General features: G+C 64.8%; 10 protein-coding genes. 4 read left to right on the plus strand and 6 right to left on the minus strand.

The window, feature by feature from the left end:
- Positions 1-61: 61 nt before the first annotated feature.
- From NKH41_RS21470 to NKH41_RS21480, 3 genes are all read left to right on the plus strand, one after another.
- Entirely contained in the window at positions 62-8,638 is an 8,577-nt protein-coding gene (locus NKH41_RS21470; RefSeq protein WP_352933824.1) for a glycoside hydrolase family 94 protein, read from the plus strand.
- A 363-nt stretch (positions 8,639-9,001) separates the two neighbouring features.
- On the plus strand, positions 9,002-10,771 hold the full coding sequence (locus NKH41_RS21475) for a glucan ABC transporter ATP-binding protein/ permease (protein WP_352770155.1): 1,770 nt from the start codon (positions 9,002-9,004) through the stop codon (positions 10,769-10,771).
- A 105-nt stretch (positions 10,772-10,876) separates the two neighbouring features.
- Positions 10,877-11,629: a heme ABC transporter permease gene (locus NKH41_RS21480; RefSeq protein ID WP_352933827.1), complete on the plus strand. Its 753-nt coding sequence runs from the start codon at positions 10,877-10,879 to the stop codon at positions 11,627-11,629.
- A gap of 237 nt (positions 11,630-11,866) precedes the next feature.
- Here the strand turns inward: NKH41_RS21480 and NKH41_RS21485 are convergent, their stop codons facing one another.
- Positions 11,867-12,925, minus strand: a complete 1,059-nt coding sequence (locus tag NKH41_RS21485; protein WP_352933828.1) for a D-TA family PLP-dependent enzyme — start codon at positions 12,923-12,925, stop codon at positions 11,867-11,869.
- A gap of 246 nt (positions 12,926-13,171) precedes the next feature.
- On the opposite strand from NKH41_RS21485, the gene NKH41_RS21490 reads away from it, so the two are divergent.
- Positions 13,172-13,858 carry a D-lyxose/D-mannose family sugar isomerase gene (locus tag NKH41_RS21490; RefSeq protein WP_352933830.1) on the plus strand — a complete coding sequence of 229 codons (687 nt, stop codon included), beginning with the start codon at positions 13,172-13,174 and terminating at the stop codon, positions 13,856-13,858.
- 270 nt (positions 13,859-14,128) lie between these two features.
- On the opposite strand, the gene NKH41_RS21495 is transcribed toward NKH41_RS21490, so the two are convergent.
- From NKH41_RS21495 to NKH41_RS21515, 5 genes are all read right to left on the minus strand, one after another.
- On the minus strand, positions 14,129-14,917 hold the full coding sequence (locus NKH41_RS21495) for an RDD family protein (protein ID WP_352457151.1): 789 nt from the start codon (positions 14,915-14,917) through the stop codon (positions 14,129-14,131).
- Between the two features lie 64 nt (positions 14,918-14,981).
- On the minus strand, positions 14,982-16,013 hold the full coding sequence (locus NKH41_RS21500) for a stage II sporulation protein M (protein ID WP_352473664.1): 1,032 nt from the start codon (positions 16,011-16,013) through the stop codon (positions 14,982-14,984).
- The gene (locus NKH41_RS21505; RefSeq protein WP_352933831.1) at positions 16,010-17,317 is read right to left on the minus strand and encodes a DUF58 domain-containing protein; all 1,308 of its coding nucleotides are present in this window, start codon (positions 17,315-17,317) and stop codon (positions 16,010-16,012) included. Before NKH41_RS21505 ends, NKH41_RS21500 begins: the two co-directional genes overlap by 4 nt.
- A complete protein-coding gene (locus tag NKH41_RS21510) occupies positions 17,314-18,270 on the minus strand; it encodes an AAA family ATPase (protein ID WP_352933833.1) in 957 nt (318 codons plus the stop codon). Before NKH41_RS21510 ends, NKH41_RS21505 begins: the two co-directional genes overlap by 4 nt.
- Positions 18,257-18,520, minus strand: a complete 264-nt coding sequence (locus NKH41_RS21515) for a hypothetical protein (RefSeq protein WP_352490116.1) — start codon at positions 18,518-18,520, stop codon at positions 18,257-18,259. Before NKH41_RS21515 ends, NKH41_RS21510 begins: the two co-directional genes overlap by 14 nt.
- Positions 18,521-18,617: the final 97 nt, after the last annotated feature.

Consider the following 18,617-nt stretch of genomic DNA (forward strand, 5'->3'; position numbering starts at 1 on the left):
CGGTTTTAGGGACATTGCCGTGGCGGTGACGCCGCACTGCGTCCCCAACACGGAACCTTAGATGAATATCCAGACCAATCTCGCACAGATCGAAAAGACGAGCGCCAGCTTCCCGGCTGTCACCGACGTGCCGATACGCTCCAATTTCCTGCCGGAAGATCGGCTGCGCGCTTTGGGCGCAGCCCTTGCCAATGGCGACGCCAAGGACTTGTTCGGTCTGACGCCTTTCGATTTTCAGGCGCGCATCCGCGACAGCGCCAGGAAAATTCTCGATGTCTACCGTTCCACCAACGCTGCCCAGGCGAGGGGCGAAACGATCACGCCCGCGGCGCAGTGGCTGCTCGACAACAACTACCTGGTCGAGGAGACCATTTTTCAGGTCAAGCGCGACTTGCCACGCCGCTTCTATCGTCAGTTGCCGACGCTGAAACTGTCGGATGGATCCAGCGTGCCGCGCGCCCTGGCGGTCGCGTGGACCTATGTCGCGCATTCCGACAGTTCCGTCTCGTCGGCCATGTTCAAGGCGATTGTCGAAGGCTTCCAGTCCGTCGAGCCACTGAAGATCGGCGAATTATGGGCGCTGCCGTCGCTGCTGCGCTTCGTCCTGATCGAGAACCTTCGCCGGATCGCGGTCCGCGTCAATCGCACGCGGGAACTGCGCCAGATCGCCAACGAGGTCGCCGACCGTGTGCTGGCGACGGACGACAGCGCCGACCGGCAGGCGATACTTTCCCACTACAGCGCCCATGCGCAGGACACCACCTTCGCCACCCAGTTGCTCTACCGGCTGCGTGACGGCTCGCAAAATGCCGGCAGGGCGCTGGAATGGCTGGAGGGCGAGCTGGAACGGACCGGCTCCGACGCCGAGGAGATCATCCTCAGCGAGCACCACACGCTGTCCAGCGGCAACGTGACCACCGGCAACATCATCCGCGGCCTGCGCCTGATCAACGACATCGACTGGACGGTGTGGTTCGAGGGCGTCAGTCGCATCGACACCTTGCTGCGCGAACGCACCGATTTCGCCGCGCTCGATTTCTTTTCCCGCGACCAGTACCGGACTGCGATCGAGGAGCTGGCGCGCCGTTCCGATCTCTCCGAATTTCGCGTTGCCGAAAGGGCGATCGAGCTCGCCGGCCATGCTGCCGCTGCACCGGGCTCCGAAAGCGGTCCGATCGCTCACACCGACGTCGGCTTCTTTCTGGTCGGCCCGCGCCGGCAGGAGCTCGAGCGGTCGATCGGCTACCGGCCGACCATCGGCAAGACGCTCAACCGGACCTTCCGCAAGACCGGATGGCTGGGCATCGTCGTGCCGGTGTTTGCGCTGACGGTCCTGCTTCTGGTCGTTTCCGGCAATGCGCTTGCCAATCTCGGCCTGTCGGTGCCGTCGATCGTCCTGATGCTGGCCTTGTTCGCGGTGCCAGCCAGCGAAGGCGCGCTCGCATTCTTCAACACCGTCGTCTCGCTGTTTTTGAAGCCGACGCGTCTCATCGGCTATGATTTCAGGCACGGTGTGCCGCCCGAGGCGCGCACGCTGGTGGTGGTGCCGTCGCTGATCGGCTCGCGTGACGATGTCGAGGAGAACATCCGCAACATCGAGGTGCATCACCTCGCCAACACGGCGGGCGAAGTCTATTTCGCGCTGCTTTCCGACTGGCCGGACTCGAAGACCGAGATCGATACGGCGGATGTCGAAATCCTCGAATTCGCCCGCGCCGAAATCGCCAGGCTGAACGCCCGCTATCCCTCGGACTCGGAAGGGGCGCCGCGCTTTTATCTGCTGCATCGGCGCCGGCTCTACAACGCATCGCAAGGCGTCTGGATGGGCTGGGAGCGCAAGCGCGGCAAGCTGCACGAATTGAACCTTCTGCTGCGCGGCGACAGCGACACCACCTTCCTGCCGTTGGAAGTGCCATTGCCGGAGAGCGTCGTCCATGTGATGACGCTGGACGCCGACACCCGCACCACCCGCGACGCCGTCGCTGCGCTGGCCGGCAAGCTTTGCCACCCGCTCAACCGTCCGCATTTCGATGTCGCACGGCGCGAGGTTACGGCAGGTTATTCCATCCTGCAGCCGCGCATCACCGCGTCGCTGACCAGTGGCGACGAGGCATCGTTCTTTCAGCGTGTCTTTTCCGCCAATCGCGGGCTCGATCCGTACGTCTTTGCCGTGTCGGACCTCTACCAGGACATCTTCGGCGACGGTTCCTTCACCGGCAAGGGTCTTTACCATGTCGACGCCTTCGAGGCGGCGCTGAAGGGTCGCATCGAGGAAAACACCATCCTCAGCCATGATCTGCTCGAAGGCGCCCTGGCGCGCTCGGCCTTGGTCACCGACGTCGAACTGGTCGAAGACTATCCGACCCGCTATTCGGTCGACGCGTCGCGCCACCATCGCTGGGCACGCGGCGACTGGCAGCTTCTGGGCTTCATCCTCAGCCCGCGCTCAAACGTGCCGGCGCTGTCGCGCTGGAAGATGGTGGACAATCTGCGCCGCTCGGTGACGCCGATCTTCTGGGTGATGGCCGCGATCGCCGGCTGGACGCTGCTGCCCTTCACGCAGGCCGCGCAATGGCAGGCGCTGCTGATCCTTACGCTGTTCATGGCGCCCACGTTCGACATCGTCAACGCCATCCTGCCGAAGAGCGGCGATCAGACGCCGCGCGGCCATTTCTCGGCACTGGCACGCGACGTTGCCTTCGGCACCGCCCTGGTGGCGCTGAAGATCGTGCTGATGGCGCATCTTGCCTGGATGATGGGCGACGCGATCATCCGCACGCTCTACCGCCTGTTCGTCAGCCGCCAGAACCTGCTCGAATGGCGCACCGCCTCGCAGGCACACAAGGGCGGCGACAACGATCTCGGCTCCTACTACAGCATCATGTACGGCGCGGTGATCATCGGCGTCGTCGGCCTCGCTGTCCCGGTGCTGGCCGATTCCACCGGCGCCTTCGTCGCCTTCTTCTTTGCCTTGTTCTGGATCGGCTCGCCCGCCATCGCCTGCTGGATCAGCCGTTCGGCCGAAACCGAGGACCGCCTGCGCATATCGGCCGCCGACATCCACGCGCTGCGCACCGTGGCGCGGCGTACATGGCACTATTTCGAGACCTTCGTGACGGCCGAGCATCACAATCTGCCGCCGGATAATTTCCAGGAAAGCCCGGCCCCCGTGGTGGCGCCCCGCACCTCGCCGACCAATATCGGCGTCTACCTGCTGTCGGTGATTTCGGCACGCGATTTCGGCTGGATCAGCCTCTCCGACGCCGTCAACCGCATCGACGCGACCATGTCGACCATCGAGAGCATGCCGCGCGATCGCGGCCATCTCTTCAACTGGTATGACACGACGACCCTGAAGCCGCTCTACCCGCTGTACATTTCGGCGGTCGACAGCGGCAATCTCGCCGGCCATCTGGTGGCCGTGGCCGCTGCCTGCGCCGAATGGGCCGAAGCGCCGTCGGTGCATGTGCAGGGCGACTTCGAAGGCATCCTCGATACCGTCACCATCCTCGATGAAAGCCTTGAGGAACTGCCCGACGACCGGCGTCAATTGCGGCCCTTGCGCCAGCGGCTCGCCGACCGTCTCGACGGCATGCGGCGGGCGGTCGAATTGATCAAGGCGCAGCCGGAGATGGCGTCGATCCGTACCATCAACCTGGCCGTCCTGGCCGGCGAGATACGCAAGCTCGCGACAGCCATCCACACCGAGGCCGCGTCGACCCAGAGCGACACCATCGCCGATTGGGCGGCCAGGCTCGAAGCCACCTGCGAGGCGCATGTGCACGACGCGCACAGCGACGAAAACGCGGTCGCGGCGTTGCGGGCCAAGCTTCTGACCTTGCGCGAGCGCACGCGCCGCTTCGCCTTCGAGATGGATTTCTCGTTCCTGATGCGGCCCGAGCGCAAGCTCCTGTCGATCGGTTACCGGGTCGAGGAGCATCAGCTCGACGAAAGCTGCTACGACCTTTTGGCGTCCGAGGCGCGGCTGACCAGCCTGTTCGCCATCGCCAAGGGCGATTTGCCGACCGAGCACTGGTTCCGGCTCGGCCGGCCGATCGTCGAGATCGGCTTCCAGGGCGCACTGATGTCCTGGTCCGGCTCGATGTTCGAATATCTGATGCCGCCGCTGGTGATGAAGGAGCCGCAAGGCAGCATTCTCAACCAGACCAGCAAGCTCATCATCAAGCGCCAGATCCAGTATGGCCGTTCGAAGAACGTTCCCTGGGGGATTTCGGAAGCGGCCTACAACGCCCGCGACCGTGAACTGACCTACCAGTACACCAATTTCGGCGTGCCCGGGCTCGGCCTGAAGCGCGGCCTTGGCCAAAACACGGCGATCGCGCCTTACGCGACCGTGCTGGCAGCGCAGTTCACGCCGCATGAATCCGTGCAGAACCTGGCTAGGCTGAGGCGGCTGGGCGCACTGGGCCGGCACGGTTTTTACGATGCGGTGGATTTCACGCCGCAACGCGTCCCCGAGGGCACCGACCACGCCGTCGTGCTCAACTACATGGCCCACCACTCCGGCATGTCGATTGCCGCAGTTGCCGATGCGATCTTCGAAGGGCGCCTGCGCGACCGCTTCCACAGCGACCCGGTGATCGAGTCGGCCGAATTGCTGCTGCAGGAACGGGCGCCGCGCGACATCCCGACTGCGACCGTCCGGACCGAGGCCGACGAGCGCTCGAAGGACGAGACCGAGCTGGAAAGCCCGGATACCCGCATCGTGCTCGATCCGCTCAGGGCGCTCCGCTCGACCAGTGTCATGTCCAATGGCCGCTATTCGGTCATGGTCACCGCCACCGGCTCCGGGTACAGCCGCTGGGGCGAACTTGCCGTCACGCGCTGGCAGCCGGATCCGACCGAGGACCGCCTTGGTTCCTATATTTTCCTACGCGACGCCAGCAGCGGCGACTGGTGGTCGGCCACCGCCGAGCCGAAGCGCGCCGCCGGCGAGCGTGCGCAGACGCTGTTCTCCGACGACAAGGCGAGCTTCGTCAAATCGATTGGATCGCTGCGTTCGGAAGTCGAGTGCATCGTCATCTCGGAAGGCAATGGTGAGGGCCGACGGGTGACGCTCCACAATGATGGCCCCGCCGACCGGCATATCGAAGTGACCTCGTTTGCCGAACTGGTGCTGGGCTCCGAGCCCTCGGATAATGCCCATCCGGCTTTTTCGAAGATGTTCGTGGAAACCGAGATCGCGCCGAACAACGGCGCGATCTTCGCCACCAGGCGCAAGCGCGAAAAGGACGAGCCCGACGTCACCATGGTGCATTTCGTCACCGACCCGTCTGGATCGGCGCGAGACGCCGAGGCGGAAACCGACAGGCGCGCCTTCATCGGCCGCGGCCGCACCATCACCGAAGCGGCGGCCTTTGATCCCGGCGCCAAGCTTGGCGGCCATTCCGGCTTCACCCTGGATCCGATTGCATCGCTTCGCCGGCAGGTGCGCGTGCCGGCCAACAAGAAGATTTCGCTGACGTTCTGGACCGTCGTCGGTACCCATCGCGCCGAATTGGATGCCGCCGTCGCACGGCTCGACCATCCCGAAAGCTTCGCCCGCCAGGCGATGCTCGCCTGGACGCGCTCGCAGGTGCAGACCCGGCACCTTGGCCTCAGCCTGTCCGACGCCGCCAATGTGCAGAAGCTGGCGCGCTATCTGATCTATCCCGATCCCTTCCTGCGCCTTCCGGGCGAATCCATCGTCTCCGGGCTCGGCAGGCAGTCCAGCCTGTGGCCGACCAGCATATCCGGCGATTTTCCGATTTTCCTGGTCAGGATCGCCGATGTCGCCGATCTGGAGATCGTCGCCCAGGCGCTTCGCTTCCAGGAATACATGCGCGCCCGCGGCATGATGATCGATTTTGTCGTCGTCAACGAGCAGGCGTCATCCTACGTGCAGGACCTGCAGCGCGCGGTGGAGACGCTGTGCGAAAACAGCCGATTGCGCGGCAAGGAGCTCGGACCCCGCCAGCACATCTTCGCGGTGCGCCGCGATCTGATGGAGGAAACGACCTACAGGACCTTGCTCGCCGTCGCTCGGGTGGTGCTGCATACGCGCAACGGCACCATCTTCGACCAGATCGAGCGTGCCGAGGCCGCGGCACTGCAGGCGCGGGACGCCGCCCTCCAGCCGGCAGACCTTGCAGCGCTTCGCGAGCCGTCCTTGCCGGTGCCGACGTCGCAAGTATCTGCCGCCCAGGCACTGATCGAGGGGCGCGTCGACGGCAGCGGGCTCGACCAATGGAACGGTTTCGGCGGTTTCGACGGCGGCGGACGCCACTACGTCGTGCGTCTTGCCGGCCGGCGCACGACGCCGCAGCCGTGGATCAACGTCATCTCCAACCCATCGTTCGGGTTCCACATTTCGGCTGAAGGCGCTGCCTTCACCTGGAGCCGCAACAGCCGCGACTATCAGTTGACGCCATGGTCGAACGATCCGGTCACCAACCGGCCGGGCGAGGGCATCTACATCTACGATCACGCCAGTGGCAGGGCGTTCTCGCCAATGGCTGCCGTGGTGCGTGATCCGACAATGACCTACGAAACCTGGCACGGGCAGGGTTTTTCGACGTTCCGCTCAAAACGCGGGCCGCTGTCGATGGACCTGACCCATGTCGTCGATCCCGTCGATCCGGTGAAGATATCGCGGCTGCGCATCCAGAATTCGGGTTCGGTGCCGATGCGGCTGCGCGTCTACGCCTATGCGGAATGGGTTCTTGGCGGCCATCGCTCGCGCACCGCTGCAAGCATCGTTCCGTCGAGGGATGCCGCAACCGGCGCATTGCTGGCGCAAAATCCCTATGGGCTCGATTTCGGCGAGCGGATCGCCTTTCTGGCCGCCGACGGTGCTGTGCATTCGGTCACCGCCGATCGCGGCGAGTTCATCGGCAGGCAAGGCACGAGCGAGTTTCCGCATGCCGTGCTGAGCGGCGCCGGCCTGTCCGGCCGTGTCGAGGCCGGCGACGATCCCTGCGCGGCCATCGTACGCGACATCGACATCGCTGCCGGCGGCGACGTCACGCTGCTCTGGCTGCTCGGCGACGCGGCCTCGCCCGAGGAGGCCAGCGCGCTGGTGCAGACCCATCGCTCAAGGGATTTCGATCAGCGGCTGGCCGACAACGAGCGCACATGGCGCGGCTTTCTCGACACCATCCAGGTCGAGACGCCGGACAAGGCACTCGACGCCATGGTCAATCACTGGCTGCCCTATCAGAGCCTGGCCTGCCGCATCCGTGCCCGCTCTGCGTTCTATCAGGCGAGCGGTGCCTTCGGCTTCCGCGATCAGTTGCAGGATACCTTGGCCTTGCTGGCGCATGACCCCAAGCTGGCGCGTGATCAGATCCTCAACGCGGCGCGGCGGCAATTTCCCGAAGGCGACGTGCAGCATTGGTGGCTGCCGCGCACCGAGGCCGGCGTCCGCACCATGATCTCGGACGACGTGGTCTGGCTGGCCCACGCCACGGCCCGTTACCTGCTGGTGACCGGCGACACCGCGATCCTGAAGGAGCAACTGCCCTTCATCGAAGGGCAGGCGCTGGGCGAAGGCGAGCACGATGCTTTCTTCATCCCGGAAATCTCGAAGAAGACAGCCTCGCTCTACGACCATTGCGCGCGGGCGCTCGATCTTGCCGTCAAGCGCAGCAGCCCAGCCGGGCTGCCGCTGATCCTCGGCGGCGACTGGAACGACGGCATGAACCGCGTCGGCGAGCACGGCAAGGGCGAGAGCGTGTGGCTGGGCTGGTTCCTGCTGAAGACGCTGGGCGACTTTGCCGCTGTCGCCAAGGCTGAGCGCGATGCCAAGCGCGTGCAGGCCTGGACGAAGCACGCCGAGGTGCTGAAACGGGCGCTGGAAAGCACCGCCTGGGATGGCGAGTGGTATCGGCGCGGCAGTTTCGACGACGGCACGCCGCTCGGCTCGCGCAAGTCGGACGAGTGCAAGATCGACTCGATCGCCCAGTCCTGGAGCGTGCTTTCGGGCGAGGGCGACCCGGCGCGGTCGACCACGGCAATGGCGCAGGCGATGAAAGCGCTCGTCGACGACGACCTCAACATCGTCAAACTGTTCACCCCGCCCTTCTCGAAGACGGAAAAGGACCCGGGCTACATCAAGAGCTATCCGCCGGGGGTCCGTGAAAACGGCGGCCAATACACGCACGCGGCAACATGGTTCGTCATTGCGCTCGCCGAAATGGGCCGCACCGACGATGCCTACCGCTGCCTTTCAATGCTCAATCCGGTCAACCATGCGCGCGATGAAGCCGCGGCAGAGCGCTACCGCGTGGAACCTTATGTCGTCGCGGCCGATGTTTATTCCGGGCAAGACAAGGGCGGCCGCGGCGGCTGGACCTGGTATACCGGGTCGGCGGGCTGGCTTTATCGCGCCGCGGTCGAGAGCATTCTCGGCATAGAGCGCCGCGGACAGCGCCTCCAGTTCACGCCGAGACTTCCCAGCCATTGGGACGGCTATTCGGCAACTCTGAAGATGCTGGGCGCCGAGATCAAGGTACGCGTCGTCCGCGACAAAAAGGCCCGGGCCATCTCACTTGAAGTGAATGGCACGAAGACCAAATCTTCGTCCTTCGAGCCAAAAGCCGGAGATAGTGCCGAGGTGGTCGTCAGAATACCGGCCTAGATTCAAGGGCTTGGAGCGTCGCTTAGCGTTCCCAGGGCACGCACGGGCGCTCCAAGTGCCTCTACCGGTTATATTTGCGTTTGACCTTGCTGAATGCCTGCACACGACTTTAGACGTCGTGCCCAGGGTCTTGCTGATTAAAATTGTGGCAGTGCTTTCGAGCTGCCATGATTTTGCCGCAACGCTGACATTTCACCTTTTATCTCAAACTGTTAGACGATCACGGCAAATTTCGAAGCGTCGTCATCTTTTGTTCGCGGAATGGGAACGGAAGAGCTAGACGAGCATTGTTTTGCGACGCGTCAACCGATACGAGTCAAAAAATGACGCACTGCACCATAAATAATTGGCGGAGTAGCTGAAGTGTCACTTCTGCAAATCTACTGGCGAGCCCTTGGTTATCTCGCTGCCGACAGGAAACGCGTTGCGTTTATCTGCGGGGCGAATGTCGCGCTTGCCATTATCGCCATTCTCGAGCCGATCATGTTCGGCCGGGTGATCGATGCCATTTCGGACCGCGGCTCGGTATTCGCGACGCTCGCAATGTGGGCCGGCCTCGGCGCGTTCAACATCATCGCCTTCGTGCTGGTGGCGCGCGGCGCCGACCGCTTTGCCCACCAGCGGCGCAGCGAGGTTCTTTGCCAGTCGTTCGAGCGCGTGATCACCATGCCGCTTGCCTGGCATCATCAGCGCGGCACCTCCAATTCCCTGCACACGCTCCTGCGCGCGGTCGAGACTTTGTTCAGCCTCTGGCTGGAATTCATGCGGCAGCATCTGTCGACGGCGGTTGCGTTGGTCCTGCTGGTGCCCACCGCGCTCAGCATGGATATCCGCATGTCGATGGTGCTGCTGGCGCTTGGCGCGCTCTATGTCGGCATCGGACGGCTGGTGATGCGGCGCACCAAGGAAGGCCAGGCGGCCGTGGAGCGGCACTACCACAAGGTATTTGCGCATGTGACCGACTCGGTCAGCAACGTCGCCGTCCTGCAGAGCTACAACCGCATCGGCCATGAGACCGAGGCGCTGAAGTGCTACGTCAAGAACCTGCTCGACGCACAGAATCCGGTGCTCGACTGGTGGGCGATGGCCAACGCGCTGCACCGCCTGTCGTCGACGATTTCGATGATGGTGGTGCTCTTGATCGGCGCCTATCTGGTGACGCACGGCCAGTTGCGCATCGGCGACGTCATCGCCTTTACCGGCTTTGCCACGCTGCTGATTGCCCGGCTCGACCAGATGTCGGCCTTCGCCAACCAGATTTCCGAGGCGCGCGCCAAGCTCGAGGAATTCTATCATCTCGAGGACTCTGCATCCGACGCCGCCGAGCCCGATGGGCTGCGCGATCTCGTCAACGTCACCGGTCATGTGCGTTTCGAGAATGTCTGCTTCGAGTTCGGCAATTCCGGGCAGGGCGTCGACGACGCGTCGTTCGAGGTCCAGGCCGGCCAGACCGTCGCCATCGTCGGCCCCACGGGCGCCGGCAAGACGACGCTCATCAACCTTCTGCAGCGCGTCTTCACGCCGTCCAGCGGCCGTATCCTGATCGACGGCATCGACACCCGCACGGTGACCCGCAAGTCGCTGCGCCATTCGATCGCCACCGTGTTCCAGGATGCCGGCCTGCTCAACCGCTCGATCGAGGACAACATCCGCGTCGGCCGTGCGGAGGCGACCTATGACGAGGTCCATGCCGCGGCCAACGCCGCCGCCGCGCAGGATTTCATCCTGTCAAAGTGCGAGGGCTACGACACGGTCGTCGGCGAACGCGGCGGACAGCTGTCCGGTGGCGAGCGCCAGCGCATCGCGATCGCCCGCGCCGTGCTGAAGGACGCGCCCATCCTGGTTCTCGACGAGGCGACCAGCGCGCTCGACGTCGAGACGGAAGACCGCGTCAAGGACGCCATCGACGAATTGCGGCGCGGCCGCACCACCTTCATCATCGCCCACCGCCTGACCACCGTTCGCGACGCCGATCTGGTCGTGTTCATGGACAAGGGCCGGGTGGTCGAGATGGGCGGGTTCACCGAACTGTCGCTGCGCAACGGTCGCTTCGCCAGCCTGCTGCGCGCCGGCGGCCTGCTCAACGACGAGGAGGTCCGCCGCCTCAGCCGTCCGGTGAACGAAGCCGCCTGAGCAGCGCGGCTTGCCTTCTCGATAGCCCTGCGCAGCAAGGGGAGAAGGGAAGACGTACCGCCGCTGCGGTTGCCGCAACTCCGCCGGCGGTCTATGTAAGGTGGCATGAGCGACACGACTTCACGCCTCTCCGGCTGGATGGACCTTGCCCACCCGACGCGGTTCGTCGGGCTGGCCGACAAGGTCGTGCCGTGGCTGGCGAGCGTGGCCGCCATCGTCCTCGGCGTGGGTCTCTATATGAGCTTCACGGCGCCTGAGGACTTCCAGCAGGGCATCACCGTTCGCATCATGTATATCCACGTGCCTTTCGCCTGGCTCGCCATGATGTGCTACACGCTGATGGCGGTCTCGGCACTGGGCACGCTGGTCTGGCGCCATCCGCTGGCCGACGTGGCGCTGAAATCGGCGGCACCCATCGGCGCTGTCTTCACCGCCCTTGCACTGATCACCGGTTCGATCTGGGGCAAGCCGATGTGGGGCACCTGGTGGGTGTGGGACGCGCGGCTGACCTCGGTGTTCATCCTGTTCCTGATGTATCTCGGCATCATCGCGCTGACCCGCGCGCTCGACGATGCGGGGCGCGCCGCCTGGGCCGCCGCCATCATCACCCTGGTCGGCTTCATCAACATTCCGATCATCAAATTTTCGGTCGACTGGTGGAACACGCTGCATCAGCCGGCGTCGGTGTTCCGGCTCGGCGGCCCGACCATCGATCCAAGCCTGTTGTGGCCGTTGCTGGTGATGGCACTCGGCTTCACCGTGCTTTTCTTCGCGCTGCACCTAGCGGCGATGCGCACCGAGATCTGGCGCCGCCGCGTCATTTCGATGCGCCGGGTTGCCGCGAGACAGGCTAACTGACCGCCGTCGAGTTCCCCCCTCTGTCCTGCCGGACATCTCCCCCTCAAGGGGGGAGATTGAATGTCACGTATCGTTTCGCCAATCGCGAATGTTGAAAGAGAGGCGCTACCGGCGAAGCTACCGATCTCCCCCCTTGGGGGACCCTTGGGGGGGAGATGGCCGGCAGGCCAGAGGGGGGCGCTGTCCCTCCAGCGTTTGAAGGATTTTGTACCTGAAGCGCACGCGCTCCAGCTTGGTTCACCCCATCCGTCCTCGCGCCTTGACCTGGAGCGTCTCGATCACCGTCTCGCCTTCGACCAGATGCACCTCGTCGAACAGGTTGGTAACGACGCAGCAATGATCGGGCACGACGCGCACGCGCTCGCCGATGCGAAGCTCGGCGCCGCCTGACAGCGTGACATTGCCGTGCTCTTCGCTGAGGCTGGTCACCCTTGCGCCTGAAATGCCCAGCAACTCGCCGAAATCAGCGAGCCCCAGTGTGTCGCTGGAGAGCGCCTTGCTGCCGGCGTCGAGGATGGCGCGTGTCGGCGTTGGGTGGCTGACCACCGTCGACAGCACCGTCAGTGCGCAATCGTCGAGGCTGCCGACGCCTTTGGCGACCTGGTAGCGGTCGAGATAGATGTAGGTGCCGGGCCGGTATTCGGTAACGACGCTGTGCTCGCCGGAACGCCACATATCGGGTGTGCCGCCGCTGGAGATGCGCTCGCAAGCAAGGCCGGCTGCGGCAAGTGCTTGCCGCGCTTCGGCGAGCCACGCCTCGGTCTCGGCGGCGCGGCCGGCCCCCGGGTAGGTCATCAAGCCGCCGAAGACGAGCCCCCGAACCTTGTCGATCTCGCTCGCCAGCGCGACTGCCTCGCCGGCCGACTGCACACCGCAGCGGCCCATGCCGGTGTCGCATTCGACCAGCACCGGCAGGCGGTGGCCGGGATCGGCAAAGGTGGCGGCAAGCCCCATCAGCGTGTCCATGCTGTCCGTTGTCACCGACAGGGTTACGCGGCCGTGCAGCGCCTTGAGGCGCTCCAGCTTGGCCCGCCCGACGATATTGTAGGGCAGAAAGATGTCGGTCAGTCCGGCATCGGCCATGACCTCGGCCTCGCCGATCTTCTGGCAGGTGATGCCGACGGCGCCCGCCGCGATCTGCTTCTTTGCCCAGTAGGGCAGCTTGTGGGTCTTGATGTGCGGCCTGAGCTTCAGCCCGTGCCGGTTGGCATGGGCCTGCGCCCGCGCGATATTGGCTTCGGCGCGGCCGGCATCGATCAGGATCGCCGGCGTATCGAGGTCGTCTATGCTGCGCATGGTCTCACCATTGGAAAATTGGTTGACCTTATGGCCCTGATCGGACCGCATGTCATGGGGCCAGCGACAGCAGTTTGCATCGACACCGAATTGACGTTCGGCTATTGCGGTTTGAGCAATTCCAGGAAAAGTGTGAAACGGTTTTCCGTCCGGAATTGCGTCCAAAAAAAGATCGAGCGGTTCGGCGTTTCCATGAAACGATGAACCGTTCTAGCGCTCGCAAAGCGACGGGAAGGAACCACGATCATGAAACGCTCCGCCATCAACGACATCATCCGCGACGCCGACGCCTTCATCCGCTCGTTCGGCTACATCATGCCGCCCTTCGCCTACTGGTCGCCGGAAGAGATGAAGGCGCGCCGGCAGGATTCGTCGGCAATCTTCTCATCGCGGCTTGGCTGGGACATCACCGACTACGGCCAGGAGAAATTCGACGAGCTCGGCCTGTTCCTGTTCACCGTTCGCAACGGCCGCTACGAGGACATGAAGAAGGGCATGGGCATGCTTTATGCCGAAAAGATCATGATCTCGCGCAAGGATCAGCTGTCGCCGATGCACCGCCACAACATCAAGGCGGAGGACATCATCAACCGTGGCGGCGGCAAACTGGTGCTGGAGCTGTTCATGCATGATCGCGATGGCGGCATCGATCCGAAGGCCGAAGTATCGGTGCCTGTCGACGGAACCATCCACAGACTACCTGCGGGTGGACTGCTGAAGCTCGACCCAGGCCAGAGCGTCACTTTGCTGCCGGGTGTCTGGCATTCCTTCTGGGCCGAGGGCAAGGACGTGCTGATCGGCGAGGTCTCGACCGTCAACGACGATCTCACCGACAACGTCTTTCGCGAACCAATCGGCCGCTTCGCGGACATCGACGAGGACACGGCACCGCTGCATCTGCTGGTGTCCGATTATGAGAAGTGGGTGGGATAGGGGAGGGTGGCATTTGAACCGGGGCTCATGAGAGGGGCTCATCAGGTTCGTCGGCGCCGCCCCTCATTGCCCTGCCGGGCATTTCTCCCCGTATAGTGACGGGGAGAAAGACGCTATCGCAGATGGTTTCGCAAACTGGCAGCGTTGCGGAATAGTGGTCGACATTGCGTCTATCTCCCTTCTCCCCGTCACTATACGGGGAGAAGGTGCCGGCAGGCGGATGAGGGGCAGCACCGATGCTTCTCGCTAGCTGCACCTGTTCGGCAACTGCTACCGCGCATGCTTGTCGGCCCTGCGGTTGCCGAGCAGCAGCTTGCGTTCGAGATGCGCCCGTAGCTCGCCGTAGTAAGCCGTCAGGAACGCGCGTGCGTCATGGGCTTGGGGTGCCGCGCCGATCTTGCGTCCGATCGTTTCGGCCACCGTCCGCAGGGCGAAATAGTCGTCGCGGCGCAGCACCTCTTCCAGCTTGTGGAGTTCGGCAATCCCGTAGGCATCGAGCTGGGCGTGGCTGAACCGGAAGGCGCCGGCCGCCGGATCCTGCCGTGCCGACAGGTCTTCAAGCAAGGCGCGCTTCGGCGCCTCTACCACCCAGGTCCCCGCCAACAGATCACCGATCCGCATGCGGTCGCGATTGAACAGCGGGAACAAGGCAAACAGCAGCGTCCACACCAGTCCGAACACCGTCGTCAACGTGTCGGCGAGGTCGGTCCCGCTGCGTCCAACGATGATCGACAGCGGCAGGAACACCTCGATCTCGCGCATCAGGTTGCGGGCGATGACCTGGTCGATCGACAGGCCGTCTCCGCTGCGCGACGCGACCCGGATGCCGACGATCCGCTTGCCGGGCGTAGCCGCGCGCCGGCCCGCTTCGAAGACGATGAAGTAGGCGTTGCGCAGAAAGAAGATCAGGATGATCCAGACGACGAAGAGCGGCTGAAATCCCTCGCTGCCAAGGCCTCCCACCCCGAACAGCGCGACGATCGTGATCACGATTGCCGCCACGGCGATGAACACGATGTCGAGCAGGAAGGCGGAGGCCCGCGTGCCGGCGTCGGCCAACTTTATCCGGAGATCGACGCCTTCGGGCGTGATCAGCGGCCGTACAGCCGCGAAGGCGGCGCGTTTAACGATCGCCATGCCGCACCGCCCGGAACAGGTAGAAATAACCGATCCACAGCACCAGCATGCCCCCGCCAATGCCGTAGCGCGTGACGTCGCTGGTGATGGTCTGCCTGCCAATGCCCTCGAGCAGCCCGGCAAACAGCAGCATGACCGAGACCCCGACCATGGCGTTCGCGGCGATGCGTCCGGCGCGAGCCGCTGCCGCCATGCGTGTCAATTCGCCGGGAAAGGCGATGCTGGTGCCGATGCGCATGCCCGCCGCGCCGGCCAAAGAGATTGCGAACAATTCGGTGGTGCCGTGGATGGCCAGCCAGCCGCCGAGCTCCATGCCAAGCCCCTTGGACCAATAGACTTGGAACAACGCCCCGATCATGCAGCCGTTGTACAGCATCAGCAGCACCGTCGGCACCGCGAAGGCGAAGCCAAGGGCGAAGGCCAGGATTGCGACCTGGACGTTGTGCGTGAACAGATAGGCGGCAAAGCCTGAGAGAAAGCCATTGTCGCCATCATAAAGCATGCCTCGCAGCAGCTCGGCCGAGGTGTCGGGGCCGCGGCCTCCTGCCAGGCCGGGCGGGATGATCGCGTCGAACCAGCTCTTGTCGGATGCCACCAGCCAGGCGCCTGCACCAATGCCGATCACCATCAGCGCGACCGACGCCAATGTCTCGCGCCACAGGTCGCGAATGGCTTCGGGCCAGTCATGCAGGAAGAAATCGGCGAGGCGCTGCCGCAGCCCGCGGCGCGCGCCGTAGAGATAGAAATAACCGCGCAGAGACAGCGCTTCGAGATAGCCGACCAGCGCATTATCGAGCGATGTCGCGCGCGCCACCGACAGGGAAGACAGCGCCGATCGATAGAGCAGCGGCAGCGACAGCAGCTCCTCTTCGGAAAGCGTCCGCGGCGCACGCTTCTCGACACGCGCCAGCAGCGCCTCGAATGCCTTCCAGTCGGCCTCGCGCTCGCGGCGGAAGCTGGCCAGCGACTGGCGTACCGCGTCGCCGCGCTCCGCATTGCCGCGTACCGGCGCCGTCACAGCAAATCCTCCTGCTTGAACTGCAGATAGCGCTCGACCAGCGCCGGACCGAGCCGGTTGTGGTCGGCTTCGATCACATGCGCCCCAAGCAGGCGCAGCCGGCCGATGACGACCTGCCTTTCGCGCAAGAGCCCTCCGGCAACGACCGCGCGGGCAACATCCTCGCCGGAGCGTGGCGGCAGGTCGGCCAGGCTCTCCAGTTCGGTGTCCTTCATCATCATGAACAGCACGAGATGCCGTTCGGTGAGCCGGCCCACGGTGCGCAGCATCAATTCCGCGCTGATCGGATCGACGAAATCGGTGAAGATGATGACCAGCGAGCGGCGGTCGAGCCGCGCCGCCAGCGTCGTCAATGCCAGCGTGAAATTGGTCTCCTCGCTGGAGTAGTCGATCTCGGCGGCCCGTTTCTGGATCATCGCAAAGCTGGCGGGGCCGCGCACGGCGCCGCTCGAAACGCGCGGCCTTGCATCGAAGCCGAACAGGCTGACCATGTCACCGCCCTTCAGCGCGATGAATGCCGACAGCAGGGCGGCCGTCACCGCCCGGTCCACCTTCGGCACCCCGTCGACCGGTTCGCACATCAGGCGTCCGCTGTCGATGGCCAGCACGATGTTGTTGTTCTCCTCGATGCGGAACTCGCGCGCCAACAGCTTGCCGTGGCGGGCGCTGCGCTTCCAGTCGATCATCCGCCGGCCCATGCCCGGCTGGTAATCCTTGAGCGCGTCGAACTCGCGGCCTTGGCCGGCGCGGCGCTGCGCATGGCCTTCGGCAAGCGCCGCATGTTGCAGCAGCGTGATCGCCTCGCCGCGAGCGCTGCTGACGTCGGGCAGCACCGCAACCTTGCTTTCCACCGGCAGCACGACCTGGTTCCAGACCAGCCCGAACGGCCCGCGCCAGCGCACCCAGAGACGGTCGAAGCTGGCGACGCCGCGCCGCAGCGCCTGGAAGCGGAGGAAGAGCGACCCGCCTCCAGCGGTCGGCTGCAAGGCGCCGCCGCTGCCGCTCACCGGCGCCAGACGCGCATCGTGGCCGACCCGAGCCTCCGCGGCGCGCGGCCCCGAGTGACGGGCGGTGATTTGCACGCTGAACTCGCCGCCGACACCGGCCTGCTGCGGCGCATCGATGCTGGCATTCAGCGATGCCCGTCCGCGTCCGGCCGCGGCATCCACCGCCAGGAAGGCAAGCAGCAGGCAACTCCACAGCAATCCCAGATACCAGAACGACGGCAGCGCCAGCGCGACCAGGAAGGCCGGCACCGCGCCGGCCGCAGCTGCCCATACCGCTCGGCCGCTGGGATAGATCAACGTGGTGCTTCCGTCTGGTCGACCAGGTCGGAGACGATCTGCTCGACCAGCCGGCCATCGATCTGTGCGGCAGGCGAAAGGATGACCCGATGACGCAGCGCCGGCACCGCCAGCGCCTTGACGTCGTCGGGGATCACATAGGCGCGTCCGTCCAGCGCCGCCCGGGCACGCGCCGCCCGCGCCAGCATGGCGCCGGCGCGCGGACTGGCCCCGACCTCCAGATCGGCATTTTCGCGCGTAGCCCGAACCAGCGCCGCTATGTAGCCGACGACATCGTCGACGAGGGTGACGGAGCCGACGACTTCAAGGGCCTCCTGCAGCATTTCGCGGTCCGTCTGCGCCTCGATGCCATATTGCGCGATGTCGTGCGAGGCGGAGCCGCCGCCGTGATGGACGATGATGGCTCGTTCTTCCTCGGGGCCGGGATAGCTGACGCGGTGCTTGAACAGGAAGCGGTCGAGCTGCGCCTCCGGCAGCGGATAGACGCCCTGGTGCTCGATCGGATTCTGGGTCGCGACGACCATGAAATTGCGGCCGAGCGAATGCGTGGTGCCGTCGAAGGTGACCGCATGTTCCTGCATCGCCTCGAGCAGTGCGGCCTGCGTCTTGGGCGGCGTGCGGTTGATTTCGTCGGCAAGCAGGAGATCGCAGAAGATCGGGCCGCGCGTCAGCGTGAACTGCCCGGTCTGGAAGTTGTAGATGTTCGACCCGACGATATCGCCGGGCATCAGGTCCGGCGTGAACTGGATCCGCCCGTAGGCGATCCCAAGCGCCTGGGCGAAGCAGCGCGCGGTCATGGTCTTGGCCGTGCCCGGAGGACCTTCCAGCAGGATATGCCCGCCCGCAAACAAGGCGGTCAGCATCAGGTCGACCGTATCGTGCTGCCCGGTGATCGCCTTGGCCACTTCTTCCCTGATCCGTGTCGCCAGGGCCTTCACATCATCGACGTTCACCGAGCCTCCTTGCCGTCCAGTCATGCAGCCGTTCTGCTGCCTGTTGCATCTGCGTCAGATTCTTCGCCTCGCCGGCCGCTTGCGAGCGCGTCGTGAAGCCGCCGGCTTGCTCCTTATCGCGAGAGTCGAGCCAGTGGTCGAGCGCTTTGCCTTGCAACCCTTGCGGTGCGCCGAGCAGCGCGCCGGCGCGCACCCGCATCAAGGCCGCATAGCGGCCTCCCAGCTCGTCCAGCCGGCCGGCACGCCGCATGAGCATCGCCGTCGGAATATACACACCCCGCAATCGGCATGCGTTCCACCCCCCCGGGGGGAACGCGGGGGGGCGCCCCCCACGCGCGGGGCTGGCG

Origin of the sequence: Mesorhizobium sp. M1169, assembly GCF_040318345.1 — a bacterium.
In the GTDB taxonomy this organism is placed as follows: domain Bacteria; phylum Pseudomonadota; class Alphaproteobacteria; order Rhizobiales; family Rhizobiaceae; genus Mesorhizobium.